The sequence below is a fragment of the Helicobacter sp. MIT 21-1697 genome, assembly GCF_026241255.1.
Lineage (GTDB): Bacteria > Campylobacterota > Campylobacteria > Campylobacterales > Helicobacteraceae > Helicobacter_C.
The window spans coordinates 1-17,628 of record NZ_JAPHNC010000001.1 but is presented as its reverse complement, the minus strand read 5'-3'; the positions used below and the strand labels follow the sequence as shown (position 1 = coordinate 17,628).

Genomic DNA, 17,628 nt, shown 5'->3' with positions numbered 1-17,628 from the left:
ATATCACAAATTTTATAAAATACACTATGTATATTAATTTTTTTGCAATTTCTTGTCTCTCTTATTCTGCAAAAAAGTATGTAAATCTCTGTATTCCTCGTGTGTAAAAAATCGCTTTTTCCCGCAAGGCAAAGCATTTAAATGCACAAATCCATAACTTATGCGTCTTAAATCTAAAACTTCGCGTCCAAAAACACCAAAAAATCGCCGTAATTCCCTATTTTTCCCTTGTGCAATGCTCACTTTGATTTTAGAATATCTTTTATCATTTTTGAGAATCTTATAGGAATTAAAAGGTGCAAATGTCATACTAATAATTTTACTCTTACTATGCGCACCCGCACTTGTATCCTCGCTAATCAGTCCATTTTCCATAGCATTAATCATTTCTTGGGTAATAGAACCATTAATTTTAAGAATATAGGTGCGAGGCAAATCAGATTCCATAAGGGCTTTAGCAACAGGGGTGCTATCAGTAAGAATAAGCAACCCCTCACTTGCAAAATCCAATCGCCCCACATATATAAAATGCTTAAATTTTGATTCCAAACTCTCATATATCACTCGCCTACCGCGCTCATCACTTTTGCTTACAATTTCGCCTTTAGGCTTATGATATACAATACAAGTAAAATGCTCTTTTGGCACAATCTTTTTACCATCAATAAATACACGCTCATTTGCACCCAAAAGAGAATGTGGTGTCGCCTTAGTTTTTTCAATATTAACGCGCCCATCACAAATAAGTTTATCAGCCTCGCGCCGAGAATATTGAGTATGATGGGCGATATATTGATTAAGACGCATTTATTTTAAGCCAAATATTGGATTCCCTCCATTTACACTTCCTCTTGTTTTCATAAGCGAATAATTATTGCAGCCCGATTCAATTCCATAATCACACGCTAAACCAAAAAGCTCAATCGCCTTACGCTTATCTTGTCTTACACCAAATCCACCATCATAAAGCACACCTAAATTGTTACAACTTTGAATATGCCCACCATCACACGCGAGTGTAAAGTATTTTGCTGCATTATAATAATTTTTATCTGCACCATTTGAGCCTGTGGCATACATCCAGCCAAGATTCCCACAGCCTATAATGTCTCCTTGCTGACACGCAACATAATTCATCTCAACATAACTCATCTTATCTTTTGTCATTCCATACACATTATAAGTATTAGTCATAAGCCCTAAATTATAACAACCCAAATCACTTCCAAGCTGACAAGCACTATTGTAATACGCTAATGATTTTTGGTAATCTTTTTTGACACCTACACCATTAGCATACATCCAGCCTGCATTCGTGCAGCCTAGAGAATCTCCCCCTTGACAAGCTACTTCATAGAGCTGTGCTGCTTGAGCTTTATCTTCTCTAACACCCTCTCCATTATCATACGCCATTGCAAGATTCGCACACGCCACTGCATCGCCACCTGTGCAGGCTTTATAGTAATAATTCACTGCCTTTTGAGGGTCTGGCACACCTGAATTTGCTCCATACATATAAATAAGCCCCGAACCAAAACAACCTGCAGCATTACCTTGGTCGCAAGAACGTGCAAAGAGATTCAATGCGCTCTCATAATCTCCATCTCTTGCAAAAATCATTGCGGATTTAAGTGTATTATTTGATTCATTAATATTCTCAAGCATATCATCAATAGGCGCTCCACTAATTTGATTAGCAGGCGTGAGAGGTTGTGAGCCTAAAAGCCCTGCGGGAGTATTTGTGTTTTGATTATTTTGAGCAGGCATTGAAGATTGGGTATTTTGAGGCAAATTTGATACATTAGGAGCAACAGGATTTGTGGTTTGTGAGGTAGGTGAAGGTTGTGTAGAAACTTCTCCCGCTGTCTCTTCTGGCTCTGCAAACCCTATCCCCATAATACACATCATTGCCCACATAAGCGCAAAAATCTTTTTCATCACATATCCTAAGTAATAAATTCGCCTTTAAAAGCAAAGAGCCTTAAGCAAATATAATACCATATTTAATGCAAGGCTGTGTTAAGCTCAATTTTTCTATTGCTCCTAAAGGCTATCATTTTGCCACTTTGAGAATCGCAGCGGAAGTGGATTCCGTGTTTGCCCGAAAGCTCTCTTCCTTTATACACATTACTTTCTTTCACAACAAAAGTATCATTAATTTCGGCGATTTTTGCTGCTTCTTCAGGTGCGATATGAAACACTCCGCCAGCAAGGACAGCAATGCCTCCATCAACAATGCACCCATCACCTAAACTAATGCCCGTAGCGCTATTCACACCCAAAAGACAATTTTTACCAATACTAATTGGCTCACTATTTCCTCCGCTTAACACACCTAAGATACTCGCACCTCCACCTACATCTGTGCCCTCACCCACGACAACACTTGAGCTAATGCGCCCTTCATTCATACAAGCCCCCATTGCTCCAGCATTGAAATTCACATAACTTGCTCCGGGCATTTGCGTATAACCACCTGTGCCAAGATACGCTCCAAAACGTGTTTTGGCAGAATCTAAAAGGCGGATATTATCATATTGTGGAATCACCTGCATAAGGTATCGTGGGAATTTATCCACAAAGTCAATATGGGGAAACTCACCCTCCATTTTTAAAGCAATCTCATTTTCTCTTAGCCATTCTAACTCATAAGGTTTATTGCCACTCCACGCGACATTTTGGAGCAATCCAAAAATGCCATCAAGCTGCAAGGAACGCAAAGGTGCTTTGCCCAAAGACAAAGCCAAAAGCTTAAGGTAAGCAGATTCTACACTTTCACATTTTTCGTCTTTATAAATCACACAGAATCTATACCGAGCCCTGCCGCCTTTTGTTTTCAATCTGCCTTTATTTGCTTGTTTTTTAAGCTCTAAAATGACTTGAATATTTTTGTGCGTTTGAGAATCACTTAATGCCTCGTTTAAAAAAGGAGCATAAAGCTCAAGTGCCTTATGCACAAATTCTTGATTAATGCCATACACTGCCTCATTCTCACTTTGAGCTATACTCTCCCCGACTTTTGCGCTCTCACATAACACTGCATAAGTGCCAAGATTCTCTCCTTGCCAATTCATCGTAGGATAAGTTGCACACAGCACAGCTTTTGACTTTTTGCCAATCTCCACACGCGCAATACCAAAACCTAGCGGCTCTTTATATGCCGCTGACTTTTGGTATGCATCAACAAATAACTTAAATTTTTCAATACTCATACACTCTCCTTGATACCTTAAATGATATAAATGCAAGTTGATATTCTACATTATAAATCTTTACATTTTATTTGCTTATTTACCTTGACTCGTTTTTTTTTTTTTGTATTATCATTGCCTCCTCAAGAACAAACAAGGAAACAAGGCTTAAAATGTTAAGGGACTCTAATAAAGATTCTATCTCCATTCGTATTATTGAAATTTTCAAACTCCTTTTAAATGGACAAAGTATAGATTTGAAAGCATTATGCGAAGAGTTTAATGTCTCCCTACGCACGCTACAACGCGATATGGAAAAGTTGTGCAAACATCTACCAATCCTTAAATCCAATGGAATTTACACATTAGAATCTTATGCGCTAGGGCAACTTAACTATAAAGACATAAAGCATTTTGCCAAGCAAAGCGGACTTACAACATTATATCCAAAGCTAGATGCTGATTTTATTGTGGATTTGCTCAATCCTAACATCACTCAATCTTTTATTATCACGCCACCAAATCGTCAAATGCCAGATTATGATACATTTGAAAACTTAAGTATAGCCATTCTTACTGCACATAAAATAAGCTTTACCTACAAAGGCAAAACACGACTTGTTGAACCCTACAAAATTATCCATATTAAAGGTATTTGGTATCTTTTGGCTGTGGAAAAAGATAAATTAAAGCATTTTGCATTAAGCAAAATACACTCTTTGCGCAAAAACCATACACAATTTAAGCCAGATAGAAAAATCCTCGCCCTCATAGATTCTCAAAATGCAGAGTTTCGCAATGAACACTCATACAAAGCAACTATTCATATATGCAGCAGTGCGCTAGAGTTTTTCACACGCAAAGGTATGCCAAAAAATCTCAAACAACTGCGCACAAGTGCAAGTGGAGCGATATTTGAGATGAGTTATACCTTTAAAAATGAGGTGCTTAATCTCGCAAAAATGTGGCTACCTGCAATGAGAATCTTAGAACCAAAAGAGCTACAAACACATCTTGAAAATCTCTTAAAAACTTACTTGCAAGAAGCTAAAAGGCAGATTCTATGAATCTACAAATGCCACAAGCATTGATATATTTTACATATTGCACTTGTTTGTATCAAAACGACATTATGTGTCGCAAGGCTTGTTTATTATTACACAAGCTTTTAAAGCGAATATTTTACTCTCAAGGAGCAATAATGAAAAAGGTAATATTAGGCGGAATCGCACTTGGTGCATTCACTTTGGCAGCAAAGAAGTTTTTAGATTCTAAGGCAGAGGAAGCAGGTTGTATAAATACCGCTGATTATATGTGCGAAAAAGGTTTGGATTTAGCTGAATCTATTGAACGCGAATGGGAAAATGTATCAAAAAAAGTAGATGACTACATTGAAAATACAGACTTTAGCACATTGGATAAGATAGATTCCATACTTGGCGGAAAAATCACTAAGACGCTAGAAGGTGTGGGTGAGATTGTAGATGCGGGCTCTAATGCCATTGATAAGTTTGTAGCCAAAAGCTCATTTTAGATCCTTCAGACAAGTCAGCTTACGCTCTTAGTGTGGTTGGAGGGATTGCTGAAGGAAATTACAATGACAAAGAAGCGGTTAATAAAGTAACGCAATGGCTTCAAAAATGGAAGCAGCTTCAAGAGGATAAAGCACATTCTCTCAATGATAATGAATGGAGTGATGAGATGAAAAATCTTAGTCGTGCGTTAGATGAATACGAATCAAATATAGATGCGATTCTTGATATGTTAGCAAAAAGTAAGCGCTAGATTAAGGCAACTTGATGAATCTTAAAGATATGAGTGAGGAGGGACTTTTGGAGTTCATAAAAGCAATTTTTAGCTTAGCTTCAAGCTTTAGAATCTGGGAAGCAAGAAAAATGTTTTCTTTGGTTTGCTTATGGCTCAAAATAAAGCCACATTTGCAAGCATTGGACACACAAGATGAACAACAAGAACATATTCTAGCAATCATCAACCTCATAGGCTCATATAGAGATACCCATAGGGCAGAATTTGAAGAGGTATTAGATTCTATCTTTTTCGTGGCACAAAACAAAAAAGCAGACATATCTCAAATCATAAAGAGTTTTGTATGAGTATCGTCATACTCGGTGTTATAGCAGTGATTTTGCTCTTTTTGCTTTATCATTCAAGCTTGCCAAATGCAAAAATACTTTTTGTTGCGCTTGCATTGATACTTGCCATAGCTATTCCTCCACTTGGGGTATTTCTCGTGTGTGTGGGGATAGTGTATTACTTTATCACAAGCATACAGGAGGCAGAAAATGGAGGATAGGTTCACCGCAAGTTTGCCTAAAAAGATAAGTAAATTAAACTAGCAGACAAGGATTCTCTATGATACAACCACAACCCTACAAAGCAATATGCACAAAATGTGGGACAAGCAAAGTTGTCTCTCCCAAAAGCGATGCGCTTTCTCCACAAGATATGCCCATTTGCCAAAAATGTGGGCAAATAATGAGTGAGAAAAAAGCTCCTAATGGGCTTGATATACTGCGCAAAAACATAAAAAATTTATTTTCTTAAAAAGGAGGCATTGCTTATGAAACATATATGCAAAGTGTTTGCGATAGCTTTTGTGCTTCTCTCAATCTGTGGTGCAGATGAGGAGTTAAAGCAAAAGGATATACAAAAAATCTCAAATAAATGCCTAGAGACAAAAGGGGCTAAAATTTGTAATTTAGTGTATGCTGATTTGTTATTAAGGACAAATGCCCTTGAGGACGAATCAGAGCTTAATTATAGGCTTTCAAGCGATTTAGACCTCTATGTATCAGGCGACTATAAAGATGAGAGGGCATTAAGCAGTGCTATTAAAGAATATGTCCATACACTTCATTCCCTAGCAAATACGGGCTTAGATAATTGGTATTGCAAAAAAGTGGCGCAAACCTTTTTCATTAAAATGGCTAACGAACAAGGGGTTGATATTCATATGCTAAGACAACAAATGCTGCTTGATATATGGGCGAGTAAGGCTTGTGGGCTTAAGAGCAACTTTGATACATTGGATTTAAATGCTATTGGCATAGATAAAAACAACATTGCTATTGGAGATATGGTGCGTTGCGAGGTTATCACAGAGGATAAAGAAAGTCTAGAGAGTTGTAAAAATGGTGAATGGGGCGATGATGGATAAATGAGTGGCATTAAAATGCCATAGGAAGTAGGTTTGATAGTGCTCACATTTTATTGTGGGCAATACAAAATTTACCTCAAAAGGAGAAAAAATGGAAAATGAAATAAGACAACGCATTGGTGCTTTGTGGTCTGGTTTGGGAAGTGAGATTGGTAAGGAGAATGTTGCCATAATCCAAGAAGCAATGAAAAAGTTGTTCAGAGAAGATCCTCTTAGAATACTTGTAGTAGGTGGCTCTGGCTCTGGCAAAAGTTCAACTATCAGAGCTCTCCTCAGAGCAAATAATCCTCAAGAAGAAAAAAATATGCCTGAGATTGGAGAAGGTGCAAAGCCAATGACTATGGATATAGAAGAATTCAAAATAAATGATAATCTCATCATATACGATAGTCCCGGGCTAGGCGATGGGCAAAAAGACGAGCAACATAAACGCAAGATTCAAAATCTGCTACAAGAAAAAAATGATAAAGGTAATGCACTCATTGATTTAGCACTCGTTCTTATTGATATTACATCACGCGATTTAGGAGGCACTCTTTCTACTATCAAAGCTGTGGGAGAAGTTATGAGTCCAGATGATAGGCAGAAACGAATCTTAATTGCCCTTAATAAATGTGATAAAAGCAATGACCCAGATGCGAGAATGAACTACGACAAAGAACCGCCAGAACCAAATGATGAGCTTCAAGAAGAAATTGAAAAAAGAAAAAATGAATTTAAAAAGAGAATTAAACAAGAAACAGGCATTGATACAGAAGTTGTTTGTTACAGCGCAGGATTTTATAATGAAAAGAAAAACAAAGACTATCCATCATACAATATAGATGAGCTATTTACATATATTCGTAAGGACTTACCAGCACGCAAAGTAGTTATACTTAATCAAAACGCCAATGAAAGAGTCTATAAGGGAAAAAGTGGTGCTCAAAACGAATCATCTTTTTGGGATTCGCTTGTAGAGACAATAAAAAATGTGGCAGCAGATGTAGCAGAAATGTTAGGAGAAGTAGTTTTAAAAAAAGGAGTTAAGTTTATAAGCAGTTTCTTCGGGAAATTCTTTAAATGGATAGTCTAAGGCATTATCCATAATAGTGATACAATACTGCAGAATCTCTGCATTCTGCGGTTGGATTCTCAATTTTATTGTAAAGGAATCCCTATGCAAAACTACCTCATTCTTTACAATCCCTATTACGAATCCAATGTGATTGGTAAGCATTTAGAGATTCTTAAATCGCAAGGGCAAGTAGCCTTTGGCAAAGTGCGCTCAAAACTGCGCACAAACAATGCCGATTCTAAGCAAACATCACATCTTGATGACTATATATGTCCTTTACAGCTTTTCCTCACAGATTATGAGAATCTCTTTGTTACACAAGTTTCACGCGTTTGTGCAAACTTAGAGAATCCACACATTGCGCCAGATTATTACCAACAGCTTGATATTGAATTGTGGTTTATCATAGAGGATTTGCGCGAATTGGTGCGCGGAGATTTTGCTAAGGTGCGTGATGTGTATTTGGCAAACTTCACCACACCTGCATACAATAACCGCACTTTTACCATTTATGGCAATCCTTACGAATATCCATTACACATAGAGCTCAAAAAACCCGAGCAGTACTTTATAGAATCCAAAACATATTATATTGACGCATTACAAAGCAGTGATTTTGTAGCAATGAAAAAAAGGCTTATTCACTTCAATCTAGGAGACCGCTTTGAAAAACATTGTCTTGTAAGCACATTAGAGGATTTGACAAAAGCTGAACTAGAGATAGAAAAATATACATTAGATAAAGAAAATGGTGCAGATTGCTCACATATTATTATTTTTTATGCGCGCAGCTTTGAGCAAGAAATGTGGGAGTTTGCCAAAATACTTTTTAGCATTTTGAGTGCAAGGAATAAGGATATTTTGGAGATTCCATATAAAGTGCAAGGTATAAACTTTACGCTCAAAGATATATTTGAGAATAAGCCAAATCTTGGGACTTATGCAATGCTTTTAAGCCATTATCTCATTAAAGAGCGGATTGATAGCTTATTTGATAGGAATCCACTTAGATTCTATCTCAATATCAGTTTGCCAAAACATATAAAAAGCCTCCAAAAAATCCGCAATACAAGCGTTCATCAGAAAAAAGCACATTTGCAAGAAGCCCTACATTTACGAGCCATAATGCTAGGTATAGGATTAGCTTTAGGAGAAAGTGGTGTATTTGGGGCATTGATAGAGGCAAAAAATATGCTCAAAGACTTTAAAAGAGAGTCATCGGCTCTTTGATATATAAAATATGCCTATTACTACACAGAGTATCATCGCTATACACAACCCTGCAAAAAACCACTCCAACACAAAAAGTTGATACTCAAATAACCCGATAATCATAAGGGCAAAAAGTGCATAGCTCAATATGCGCAAAAATGACAAGCTCATCTGTGCGCCAATCACAAAACGCGTTGAAAAATTTGATGAATTTTGTGCGTTATTTGTCTCCTCTGCTTGTCGCAAATGTTTATCTTCACTTGATGTAAGGGTATTTTGTGTGCTTACTCTCTTAAGCAAAGTTACAAAAGAACTAGCCACCACAAATAAAAATCCTAACAATCCTACCTCAAAGCTTACTAAAGATGCTACATTTTGGACAAATGCAACCCCACCACCTATAAACGCAATGATGGCAATTAGTGCTACACTTTTATAAAGCACTTTAATAATATTTTCCATTTTGGGAATCTTCATCTTCATCATCTGCGCTAGGCTTATAAGTGTAGCGGGGGTTATTGGCTAATTCTTGTGCTTCTTTTTGCTGACGTTGATACGCTTTGTAAAGGTTTAAAATAGCCGCAGCCACACCCCAAAATACCCCAAGCCAAAAAAGCCATTTTATCCCACTTAGCTTTGCTAAACCAATGCCAATGCCAATGCCAAGCAAAATAGCTACTACGATTGAAATCCCCACACTTAGCTCATTTGCACCACGCACAATAGCACTTAGACGAGGAGGTTTATCCTCAATCTCCTTGCGATTCTCATTTGTAAGTATGCTCTCATCGTTGATTTTAGAATCTTGTGTGTTGTCCAACATATCTTTTTGCCCTTTTTGAGGGGAGGATTCGTGCTGTGTGTGTTTATTTTGTCTATTCTCACTCATAGGGCTAGATTCCAGATTCCATTTCGTGGGTTATTTCACCAAAGGCTGCCTTTGCTTTCATAATCACCTCATCAATCATTGATTCATTCATTGCGCTACAAATAAAGCCTGTCTCAAACTGCGAGCAAGCAAAATAGACGCCTTTTTCAAGCATCTTTTGATGGAAGAGTGCAAACATTGCAGTATCACTACATTTGGCATCATCAAAATTTTTTACTTCTTTTTTATTGAAAAAGAAGCCAAACATACTTCCCCTACAATCCACCTGCAAGGGAATCTTGTATGATTGTGCTGCTTCTTTTAACCCTTGAATAAGCCGCTTGGCAAGTATCTCTAGTTGCTCATACAATGTAGGATTGGATTTGATTTGCAATAAAGTCGCAAGTCCTGCGCTCACCGCGATAGGATTCCCACTTAATGTTCCCGCCTGATAAACGCCACCAACAGGAGAAAGCATATCCATAATATCTGCCCTCCCACCAAAAGCAGCCAAGGGCATACCTCCCCCGATAACTTTGCCATAAGTAACTAAATCTGCTTGCACATTATATAAACCTATTGCCCCCTTAAGTCCAGCCCTAAAGCCACTCATCACCTCATCAATGATTAAAAGTGCATTATACTCATCGCATAAACTCCTTAAATCGTGCATAAACTTGCTATCAGCAGGAACAAATCCCATATTGCCAGCTAAGGCTTCAATAATCACGCACGCCACATTCTTGCTTTGTTCAAAACACGCTTTCACAGATTCTATATCATTATATCGCGCTACGAGTGTGTGCTTTGATATGTCATTTGGAACACCCGGTGAGCTTGGCGTGCCAAATGTAGCGCACCCACTCCCTGCAGAAACAAGCAAACTATCAGAATGTCCGTGATAGCAGCCCTCAAACTTAATAATGTCATCTTTACCGCTATATGCTCTAGCTAAACGCAAAGCACTCATTGTAGCCTCTGTGCCAGAATTTACAAGACGCATCTTCTCTGCACTCCCAGATAATGCGATAATGTGTTTAACAAGTGTCGTTTCTTTCTCTGTGGGTGCTCCAAAGCTTAGCCCATCTTTGATAGCAAGAGATAAAGCGGATTCTATCATTTCGTTTGCGTGTCCAAAAATAAGTGGTCCCCAGCTTTGCACAAAATCAATATATTCATTGTCATCTTCATCATAAATATAAGCACCTTTGCCCCTAGCGATAAATCGCGGTGTCCCTCCCACAGAGCCAAATGCCCGCACAGGAGAATTTACTCCTCCGGGAATGACTTGCTTTGCCTCATTGAAATCGTTAATGCTTTGCAAAATATTCATTGCATATCCTTTAAAATGTGTTGGTGCATTATAACAAAATAGAATCCTTATTTAAAGGGTTACTACTTTGCCCACTTTAACTTTAAAAGATACCAAACACAAAAAATAATTTAAAAATATTTGTATTTTTAGTTACAATGAAATTCATTTCAAATTTAGGAGAGTGCCGATGAAAAAAATTATCGCAGGTATGATGATTGTAAGCAGTATTGTATGTGCAGCAAGCATTGATGTAGCAAAAGCTCAAGTTAAATGGACAGCCTTTAAAACTCCTGCCAAAATAGCAGTAGGCGGAAGTTTTGATGATGTGAAGTTTAAATTTGGTACGCCCAACAAAACACAAAGCCTTGAATCTCAACTTAATAATGCCACTGCGACTATTGACATTATGAAAGTTAATACTGCTGATGCAGGTAGAGATGAGACTTTGCGTAAGAGCTTTTTTGAGCATTTTAACAAGAAAGACCCTATTAAAGTAACATTCAAAGATGTTATTGAAGGCAAAGGTAAGGGCACAATTTTGGCTAATGTGCGTATGAATGGCAAAACACAAAAAGTGCCTATGCAATATGAGATAGCTGGTGGCAAAATTATCGCAAAAGGTGTGTTGGATTTAAGTCTATTTGGACTTGAAAATGCGCGTGCGAGTTTGCAAAACGCTGTAAAAGATCTCCACGAGAATCTGACTTGGTCTCAAGTAGAAATTGCATTTGAGGCCCCTGTAAAATAGGTTTTTGCAACTTATTTACTCAAAAATATCCGCAACTTTTTCTCTAAGTGCGGGTAGCTCCTTTTAATAAGCCACCAACTTCACTTCCATTTTTTGATACAATTATGCATTAGATTTTGCATCTTTGGTTTATAATTTCTTTATATATTTTTCCATTAGGAGCTTATTATGTTTTATCTTTTGCATTTAAATGGGGGGGGGGCATATAATCGTTCCAAAACAATACGCATTTTTAAAGCAAAAGGCTTAAGATTTGCTCTTGTTTATAATTTAGGAAAGAAAAAAAGAGCTTTTCAACAAACTGCTTTCTATCAACATTTCTTTCAAAAGGTAGAAATGCTCTTTCTTATCTTTATATCTCATAATCCTCATAAATTTGGTGTGTATAAGATTCTAAAGAGATTTCATATTGTAACTACTCATAATCCAACTTTAGTTTTTATCTCTCAATATTATGAGGAGATTAACTCTTGGATAGAATCCATTGAGTTTAAAGAGCAATACCTTGAAACAAATCACCCTTATCCCCCAATGCTAAATCCTAAAAGATTGAGTGCAAGAAATTCTAAGAACAAAGAACAAGAAAGTTTAGAATCCAAAAGTATAGTGGAGATACAACCCTATCCCAATCTAAGCTATAACAATCTCTCTGCACAAATTGCTTGGGATTTGAACTTGCCTCTGCCTCCGTATTATCAATTTGTATATTGGGGAAGTCACGGGAGTGGAAGTTCTGGACTAACCACCTTTTTAGAGTATTGCGGAGTAAATGTGTGTCCTTGGCAAGGTGTATATGGAGGCGATGGCAGGGAAAATTACCTATGCTATTTTCACAAACTCACAGCATTCCATAACGATTCCGCTCTAACTTATCTTTCTATCAGGGAATTTGTAGAGACAGCAAGTAAATTCTATGCTTTGCTCCCTTATAGCAAAGCTTTACTCACTGCTAGAGACCCTATAAGCAATCTTAAATCTTTTTTACAGCTTAGAGTTCCAAAAGAAGGTTGGGATACAAGAGCAGAGAATCCTATAATAATTACCTTACAATCAGAACCAAAAGAAGTGTGTAAAAACCTTGTAGGATATTGGAATATGGATTCCAAAGGCAAACTTTGTCTAGGAGAATTTCCCTCTTTTGAATGTATAGAATATTTTATAGATACGCACAAATACGCTGGTGCTTTCCACGACACCCAACTCAAAAATGCTTTGATTAATCTTCAAGATTCTATTATTATAGATATGTCTGAAATTGTAGGAGAGAGAGCCTTTGAAACAATGAAAAGATTGTCTCAAAGCTTAGGATTCCCTGCACCAAGAGAAGAGGAGAGGGAGAGGTTTAAAACTCAAAGAGTCTTAGAATATATCAATTTTTTACCCATAACACTGAAGGTTAAAATATTAGATACAACGCTTCATTTTTACCTTAGAGATAATGCGCTTAAGACAGATTATCAAAACCTTACCCCTTTTCTTTTTAACCAAGATTGCTTTTATCAAAGAATTATTGTATGTGCAAATAAAGAAGACTTTGAGATTCTAAAACAAGATATAAACACACTAGAGGAAGTCAAAGCGTATCTGTTAAAATTTATTCAAAGATTACAAGAGCAAAAAGACATAGAAGATACAAAGAAAATTACAGAATCTCAAGTGCTAGAGTATTTAAGAGAACATAAAGATTTAAGGATAAGATTTAAACATATCTTAGATGAGCATTTGGCGTATATTAAAAAAGAGCGTCCTGATATAGTAGAATCGTGGAAATATTATCAAGAATTTGAGAGAATGTGTGAAAATGGTGTCAAAGGGGGGACTTGAACCCCCGACCTCCGGCTTATGAGACCAGCGCTCTAAACCAGCTGAGCTACTTTGACCTCTCAATTGAATAACGAAAATAAAACCGCCAATTCTAAGCAAAAAGCAGTAAAAAGTCAAGTGAGACTACATATTAATCTGATTTTGAGTATTGTGTTGAGTGCTTAAAACTCTCTCATAAGCATTTTTATAACGTTGAATAAAATCTTGCATTATAGAATGCTCTACCCCAAAGGCTTTTTGGGCATTTATTTTTTGCATATCCACTTCTGATTGCTTATCTTTATTCTCTTTACCTTGATAAAATGCCGTGAAACGATATAAACTCTGCGCAAAGAGCATCTTTTCAGACTCGCTCATACCCTCTGTCGCCCACAAAAATGCTCTGTATTCCTCATCACTCATCAATTCAATCACTTTAAGTCCATAGGTAATACGATTTTTGTTGCCCTCAATCTCCTTAAATTTTGGTTCTTGTATATCCTGCTTCTCTTTTATTTCACTCACATTTGGAACATCTTGTATCTGTGTAGCATCTTTTGTATTTGTAGAATCAATGTGTGGAGGTGGTGTTTGAGTATCTGTTGTATCTGCTTGATTGGAGTTTGCTTGGAATTTCGTAGAATCATTTTTTATATTTCGCGTGGTATTTGTCTGCATTACTCCATAATGATTTTGTATCTGATTATTTACTTGCACTCCACGCTCCTAAAGCCATTTTAAGTTAAATACATATATTTTTCAAACTAAAAGGAGAGCAAAAATCGCTCCAAAATCTCACTTCTATGAATTTATATTTTTAGGATAGAATCCACTCCACTTGATTCTAAAATATTTTGGAGATACTATGGATTTCGCACACACACAAGCCCTTGATGAAGAATTTGTGCTTCATACTTACGCACGCGCAAATGTAGCTTTTGTGCGTGGAGAAAATGCACGAGTCTTTGATACACAAGACAATGATTATATTGATTTTGGCTCTGGTATCGGTGTGTGTAGTGTGGGACACGCTAATGCAAATCTTGCTCAAGCGATTGCCAAACAAGCACAAACTTTACTCCATACTTCTAATCTCTACTATATACAGCCACAAGCCGCACTTGCTCAACAAATTATCACTCTCTATCGCGATAATACACCATATACTGCGCATATGCGTGCATTTTTTTGTAATTCCGGAGCAGAGGCAAATGAATGCGCCATCAAAATAGCACGCAAATACGGCAAACCTCGCAATGCGTATAAAATCATCACTCTTGATTCAAGCTTTCACGGACGCACTATCGCTTCACTCAAAGCCACTGCGCAAGAAAAAATGCACCTACACTTTGGACCATTTCCTGATGGATTTATTTATGCACAAGACATTGATGATATGATAAATAAGCTTGATGATAGCACCTGTGCAGTCCTTTTAGAGCTTGTGCAAGGTGAGGGCGGTGTCTTGCCTATGGATAAAGAAAAAATCAATACATTAAGCACAATCTTAAAACAAAAACAGATTCTATTAATGATAGATGAAGTTCAAAGCGGCATATTTAGAAGTGGCGAAATTTTTGCCTCCAAAGTGTATGGCATAGACCCCGATGTCATTACAACAGCGAAAGGTTTGGCAGGAGGAGTGCCTATTGGTGCGGTGATTACAAAACTTACTGATATTTTTGAATATGGCGACCACGGCACTACTTTTGGGGGAAATTTTCTTAGTTGCGCAGCAGGACTTGAAACGCTTACTATACTCAACAAACTTTATAAGGATGGCGAACTACAACGCACTATTACACTCTTCCACACAGAGCTTGATGCACTTGTGGCTGATTTTGCCCATATATTTAGTCATAAAGTCGGATTAGGACTTATGTGTGGGCTTTATACGCGCAATCCTGATATGCAGCAAGAGATTATTGCTCAAGCACTCAAACATTATGTGATTGTCCTTAAATCCGGCAAGGGTGTAGTGCGATTTTTACCGCCACTCACGATTACAAAAGAAGAAATACAAGAAGGATTCGCTAGGGTGCGCAATGCTCTCAAAACCTTCTAAAATGTCGCCTATTCCCTTTAGCACCTTTATGCAACAAAGCCTTTATGGGCAAAATGGATATTATACAAATCCTCGCAGAGTAGGCAAAAGTGGGGATTTTTACACATCAGTGAGTGCAAGTAAATTCTTTGGTGGTGCGATTGCTTCTTATATACTCCATTTGGTTGATAAAGGACATTTGAATCTTCCGTTGCATATCGTAGAAATTGGTGCAAATAATGGTTATTTACTCGGTGATGTGGCACTTTTTCTTGATGCGTTAAGCACTCATTTATTATGCGAGTGTGAATTTGCTACCATAGAGCCATTACCAAGCTTAAGGGAAGTGCAAAAAACATATTTTTCTACGCTTAGATTCTCCACAAATATCTCTTTTAATGCCTTTGAAAGTCTGCCTTTGCCCCAAAACCCTTCGGATATTTTTATTTTAAGCAATGAACTTTTTGATAGCTTTCCCTGCGATGTGATACACGATGATACAATACTTTATATCACGCAAGATTCTACACATTGGCAAGGCTTATGGCAAGAACTCAATACAAGCTCTTTGCCGCCACAAAGTGCCACGCTTTTAAATGTTTTAAAAAATAATGCTTATACGCTTAAACAAGCAATTCTACCCCATTGGATACCATTCATTGAGCAGCTCACATACACTGCAAAAATGTATAGACAAAGCTATTTTCTCACCTTTGATTATGGAGCAAAGCATCTTATCAATCCGCTCTCGTATAATCCGAGATTCTATCATTCTCACTCTGTTGTGAATCTCCAAGAGGTTTTAGAACAAAACATCAATTTTTACTCACTCTATCAAAATGCAGATATTACTTATGATATAGATACTTCACTCTTAAATACACTTTTCTCTGATTATGGATTTGAGCTTGTGTTTGAAGACTACCAAGCTAAAGTGCTTATTGAACAAATGGGTATTCTTTCACTTTTAGAATCTTTTCAACGCGCTCAAGGCTTTAGTGCATACCTTAACGAAATACATAAAGTCAAAACATTGCTTCACACAATGGGAGGGAGATTTATAGGTTTGTGTTACAAATCGTGCAATTCTGCCCGCTAATACAAAAAAAAAAAAAACGATTTAAATTTTTTATGGCAAAATATTTGTGCTATATTTAGACTTGGACTTAGAAATTTCCAAAATGGGGGGGGGGGGATACAATGAAAAAATCTTTGGCAACAAGACTTATTAGCATTGTATTAGGTATTTTTGTTCTTCTTATCTTAATAGTAAGCTTTTTTAACTACAAAAATGCTGCAAGAGATATTGGCGAAGTGTATAGAGGCTTACAACAACTCGCTTTAAGCTCTTCTTATACAACTATTAATATCACAATGAATATTGAAGCCCAACAACATTTAAATATGATTGCAAAGTCTTTGGCAAAAATTAATGAAAATGATATAACTACACAAAGAAAACTTCTCCTTGATGTCGCCCAATTAGTGCAATACCCCTCTGTATATGTTACTTATGAAAGCACAGGAAAAACACTCACTGAAGATTATGATGAAAACCAACCACATAATGTTTCAAGTGCTTGGGACAACAAGCCCGATTTGAGACAAAGGGATTGGTATGTGCAAACAAAAAACCTTAATGCACCCATAGTAACGCCCACCTATGAATCTCAACAAGGCAAATATAAAGGCAAAATGTTAGCCACCGCAACAATGCCTCTCCATAAAAATGGGGAATTTGTCGGAGTGATTGGTATAGATATTTTTGTAGATGGCTTTCAAGAGAGATTCAAAAATTTTAAACGAACCGAACTTCCAAGTATGGAAGTTTTCATTGCTGATAGCTCGGGACGGATTTTTTCTAGGGAAAAACCACTCACAAGCACAAGCAATACTCCTACACCCTTAGAAAAAGCCTTAGGTGCATCTCTTAAAAGCAAAAAAGAGAATCTATTAGAATTTGATAATTTTGGCACTGCAAAAACTGCTTACTACAAGCAATTCCCTTTTGGCTGGACAATTGTTGTAGCCGCTGATAAAAAAGATTACGAGGAGGCAAACGATAAAAATCTAATTGGTGCTATTGTTTTGGCATTAATTTTACTTGCTATTGGTGCAGTGCTACTCTTTTTTATCGTTAAATCCTACCTTAGACCTATTAATACGATAAAACAGGGATTGCTTTCTTTTTTCTCCTTCCTTAATTATGAGA

General features: G+C 37.1%; 21 protein-coding genes and 1 tRNA gene. 14 read left to right on the top strand and 8 right to left on the bottom strand.

Annotated elements, in window-relative coordinates; all coding sequences use genetic code 11:
- Positions 1 to 33: 33 nt before the first annotated feature.
- The 3 genes from OQH61_RS00110 to OQH61_RS00100 all read right to left on the bottom strand — a co-directional run bounded on the left by OQH61_RS00110 (position 34) and on the right by OQH61_RS00100 (position 3,212).
- Positions 34 to 807, bottom strand: a complete 774-nt coding sequence (locus OQH61_RS00110) for a pseudouridine synthase (RefSeq protein WP_266025194.1) — start codon at positions 805 to 807, stop codon at positions 34 to 36.
- The gene (locus OQH61_RS00105) at positions 808 to 1,938 is read right to left on the bottom strand and encodes a tetratricopeptide repeat protein (RefSeq protein WP_266025193.1); all 1,131 of its coding nucleotides are present in this window, start codon (positions 1,936 to 1,938) and stop codon (positions 808 to 810) included.
- A 65-nt stretch (positions 1,939 to 2,003) separates the two neighbouring features.
- Positions 2,004 to 3,212 (bottom strand): 2,3,4,5-tetrahydropyridine-2,6-carboxylate N-succinyltransferase, encoded by a 1,209-nt coding sequence (locus OQH61_RS00100; protein WP_266025192.1) that lies wholly within the window; start codon positions 3,210 to 3,212, stop codon positions 2,004 to 2,006.
- Between the two features lie 152 nt (positions 3,213 to 3,364).
- Between OQH61_RS00100 and OQH61_RS00095 the strand changes: the two genes are divergently transcribed.
- From OQH61_RS00095 to OQH61_RS00055, 9 genes are all read left to right on the top strand, one after another.
- A complete protein-coding gene (locus tag OQH61_RS00095) occupies positions 3,365 to 4,258 on the top strand; it encodes a helix-turn-helix transcriptional regulator (protein ID WP_266025190.1) in 894 nt (297 codons plus the stop codon).
- A gap of 134 nt (positions 4,259 to 4,392) precedes the next feature.
- Positions 4,393 to 4,725, top strand: a complete 333-nt coding sequence (locus tag OQH61_RS00090; RefSeq protein ID WP_266025189.1) for a hypothetical protein — start codon at positions 4,393 to 4,395, stop codon at positions 4,723 to 4,725.
- Positions 4,726 to 4,757: 32 nt separating this feature from the next.
- Complete coding sequence (locus OQH61_RS00085) at positions 4,758 to 4,976, top strand: hypothetical protein (protein ID WP_266025188.1); 219 nt, start codon at positions 4,758 to 4,760, stop codon at positions 4,974 to 4,976.
- A gap of 14 nt (positions 4,977 to 4,990) precedes the next feature.
- Positions 4,991 to 5,305, top strand: coding sequence for a hypothetical protein (locus tag OQH61_RS00080; protein ID WP_266025187.1), 315 nt, complete (start codon positions 4,991 to 4,993; stop codon positions 5,303 to 5,305).
- The gene (locus OQH61_RS00075; RefSeq protein WP_266025186.1) at positions 5,302 to 5,505 is read left to right on the top strand and encodes a hypothetical protein; all 204 of its coding nucleotides are present in this window, start codon (positions 5,302 to 5,304) and stop codon (positions 5,503 to 5,505) included. The genes OQH61_RS00080 and OQH61_RS00075 overlap by 4 nt, the downstream gene beginning before the upstream one ends.
- A 59-nt stretch (positions 5,506 to 5,564) precedes the next feature.
- Entirely contained in the window at positions 5,565 to 5,756 is a 192-nt protein-coding gene (locus tag OQH61_RS00070; RefSeq protein ID WP_266025185.1) for a hypothetical protein, read from the top strand.
- A 16-nt stretch (positions 5,757 to 5,772) separates the two neighbouring features.
- The gene (locus OQH61_RS00065) at positions 5,773 to 6,369 is read left to right on the top strand and encodes a hypothetical protein (RefSeq protein WP_266025184.1); all 597 of its coding nucleotides are present in this window, start codon (positions 5,773 to 5,775) and stop codon (positions 6,367 to 6,369) included.
- A 91-nt stretch (positions 6,370 to 6,460) separates the two neighbouring features.
- The gene (locus tag OQH61_RS00060; RefSeq protein WP_266025183.1) at positions 6,461 to 7,444 is read left to right on the top strand and encodes a GTPase; all 984 of its coding nucleotides are present in this window, start codon (positions 6,461 to 6,463) and stop codon (positions 7,442 to 7,444) included.
- A gap of 84 nt (positions 7,445 to 7,528) precedes the next feature.
- Positions 7,529 to 8,656 (top strand): HP0729 family protein, encoded by a 1,128-nt coding sequence (locus OQH61_RS00055; RefSeq protein WP_266025182.1) that lies wholly within the window; start codon positions 7,529 to 7,531, stop codon positions 8,654 to 8,656.
- Here the strand turns inward: OQH61_RS00055 and OQH61_RS00050 are convergent.
- Genes OQH61_RS00050 through hemL form a run of 3 tightly spaced genes read right to left on the bottom strand, consistent with a single transcriptional unit; the run spans position 8,642 to position 10,839 of the window.
- The gene (locus OQH61_RS00050) at positions 8,642 to 9,100 is read right to left on the bottom strand and encodes a hypothetical protein (RefSeq protein ID WP_266025181.1); all 459 of its coding nucleotides are present in this window, start codon (positions 9,098 to 9,100) and stop codon (positions 8,642 to 8,644) included. The two genes, OQH61_RS00055 and OQH61_RS00050, sit on opposite strands and share 15 nt — an antisense overlap.
- Positions 9,084 to 9,527: an AtpZ/AtpI family protein gene (locus OQH61_RS00045; protein WP_266025180.1), complete on the bottom strand. Its 444-nt coding sequence runs from the start codon at positions 9,525 to 9,527 to the stop codon at positions 9,084 to 9,086. Before OQH61_RS00045 ends, OQH61_RS00050 begins: the two co-directional genes overlap by 17 nt.
- Positions 9,528 to 9,531: 4 nt before the next feature.
- A complete protein-coding gene (gene hemL, locus OQH61_RS00040; protein ID WP_266025178.1) occupies positions 9,532 to 10,839 on the bottom strand; it encodes a glutamate-1-semialdehyde 2,1-aminomutase in 1,308 nt (435 codons plus the stop codon).
- A 169-nt stretch (positions 10,840 to 11,008) separates the two neighbouring features.
- On the opposite strand from hemL, the gene OQH61_RS00035 reads away from it, so the two are divergent.
- Positions 11,009 to 11,569, top strand: a complete 561-nt coding sequence (locus OQH61_RS00035) for a YceI family protein (RefSeq protein WP_266025177.1) — start codon at positions 11,009 to 11,011, stop codon at positions 11,567 to 11,569.
- Between the two features lie 168 nt (positions 11,570 to 11,737).
- Complete coding sequence (locus OQH61_RS00030) at positions 11,738 to 13,393, top strand: DUF2972 domain-containing protein (protein WP_266025176.1); 1,656 nt, start codon at positions 11,738 to 11,740, stop codon at positions 13,391 to 13,393.
- On the opposite strand, the gene OQH61_RS00025 is transcribed toward OQH61_RS00030, so the two are convergent.
- Positions 13,372 to 13,449: transfer RNA gene (locus OQH61_RS00025), tRNA-Met, on the bottom strand. The two genes, OQH61_RS00030 and OQH61_RS00025, sit on opposite strands and share 22 nt — an antisense overlap.
- Before the next feature lie 67 nt (positions 13,450 to 13,516).
- A complete protein-coding gene (locus tag OQH61_RS00020; protein WP_266025175.1) occupies positions 13,517 to 14,089 on the bottom strand; it encodes a hypothetical protein in 573 nt (190 codons plus the stop codon).
- 148 nt (positions 14,090 to 14,237) lie between these two features.
- On the opposite strand from OQH61_RS00020, the gene OQH61_RS00015 reads away from it, so the two are divergent.
- The 3 genes from OQH61_RS00015 to OQH61_RS00005 all read left to right on the top strand — a co-directional run.
- On the top strand, positions 14,238 to 15,437 hold the full coding sequence (locus OQH61_RS00015; protein ID WP_266025174.1) for an aspartate aminotransferase family protein: 1,200 nt from the start codon (positions 14,238 to 14,240) through the stop codon (positions 15,435 to 15,437).
- Positions 15,418 to 16,515: an SAM-dependent methyltransferase gene (locus OQH61_RS00010; protein WP_266025173.1), complete on the top strand. Its 1,098-nt coding sequence runs from the start codon at positions 15,418 to 15,420 to the stop codon at positions 16,513 to 16,515. Before OQH61_RS00015 ends, OQH61_RS00010 begins: the two co-directional genes overlap by 20 nt.
- A 101-nt stretch (positions 16,516 to 16,616) precedes the next feature.
- On the top strand, positions 16,617 to 17,628 hold a 1,012-nt coding region (locus OQH61_RS00005; protein WP_266025172.1), incomplete at its 3' end, for a cache domain-containing protein.

What these genes read in the sequence shown, in the direction of transcription:
- OQH61_RS00110 (WP_266025194.1), bottom strand. Translation starts at nt 807, where the DNA reads ATGCGTCTTAATCAATATATCGCCCATCATACTCAATATTCTCGGCGC.
- OQH61_RS00105 (WP_266025193.1), bottom strand. Translation starts at nt 1,938, where the DNA reads ATGAAAAAGATTTTTGCGCTTATGTGGGCAATGATGTGTATTATGGGG.
- OQH61_RS00100 (WP_266025192.1), bottom strand. Translation starts at nt 3,212, where the DNA reads ATGAGTATTGAAAAATTTAAGTTATTTGTTGATGCATACCAAAAGTCA.
- OQH61_RS00095 (WP_266025190.1), top strand. Translation starts at nt 3,365, where the DNA reads ATGTTAAGGGACTCTAATAAAGATTCTATCTCCATTCGTATTATTGAA.
- OQH61_RS00090 (WP_266025189.1), top strand. Translation starts at nt 4,393, where the DNA reads ATGAAAAAGGTAATATTAGGCGGAATCGCACTTGGTGCATTCACTTTG.
- OQH61_RS00080 (WP_266025187.1), top strand. Translation starts at nt 4,991, where the DNA reads ATGAATCTTAAAGATATGAGTGAGGAGGGACTTTTGGAGTTCATAAAA.
- OQH61_RS00075 (WP_266025186.1), top strand. Translation starts at nt 5,302, where the DNA reads ATGAGTATCGTCATACTCGGTGTTATAGCAGTGATTTTGCTCTTTTTG.
- OQH61_RS00070 (WP_266025185.1), top strand. Translation starts at nt 5,565, where the DNA reads ATGATACAACCACAACCCTACAAAGCAATATGCACAAAATGTGGGACA.
- OQH61_RS00065 (WP_266025184.1), top strand. Translation starts at nt 5,773, where the DNA reads ATGAAACATATATGCAAAGTGTTTGCGATAGCTTTTGTGCTTCTCTCA.
- OQH61_RS00060 (WP_266025183.1), top strand. Translation starts at nt 6,461, where the DNA reads ATGGAAAATGAAATAAGACAACGCATTGGTGCTTTGTGGTCTGGTTTG.
- OQH61_RS00055 (WP_266025182.1), top strand. Translation starts at nt 7,529, where the DNA reads ATGCAAAACTACCTCATTCTTTACAATCCCTATTACGAATCCAATGTG.
- OQH61_RS00050 (WP_266025181.1), bottom strand. Translation starts at nt 9,100, where the DNA reads ATGGAAAATATTATTAAAGTGCTTTATAAAAGTGTAGCACTAATTGCC.
- OQH61_RS00045 (WP_266025180.1), bottom strand. Translation starts at nt 9,527, where the DNA reads ATGAGTGAGAATAGACAAAATAAACACACACAGCACGAATCCTCCCCT.
- hemL (WP_266025178.1), bottom strand. Translation starts at nt 10,839, where the DNA reads ATGAATATTTTGCAAAGCATTAACGATTTCAATGAGGCAAAGCAAGTC.
- OQH61_RS00035 (WP_266025177.1), top strand. Translation starts at nt 11,009, where the DNA reads ATGAAAAAAATTATCGCAGGTATGATGATTGTAAGCAGTATTGTATGT.
- OQH61_RS00030 (WP_266025176.1), top strand. Translation starts at nt 11,738, where the DNA reads ATGTTTTATCTTTTGCATTTAAATGGGGGGGGGGCATATAATCGTTCC.
- OQH61_RS00015 (WP_266025174.1), top strand. Translation starts at nt 14,238, where the DNA reads ATGGATTTCGCACACACACAAGCCCTTGATGAAGAATTTGTGCTTCAT.
- OQH61_RS00010 (WP_266025173.1), top strand. Translation starts at nt 15,418, where the DNA reads ATGCTCTCAAAACCTTCTAAAATGTCGCCTATTCCCTTTAGCACCTTT.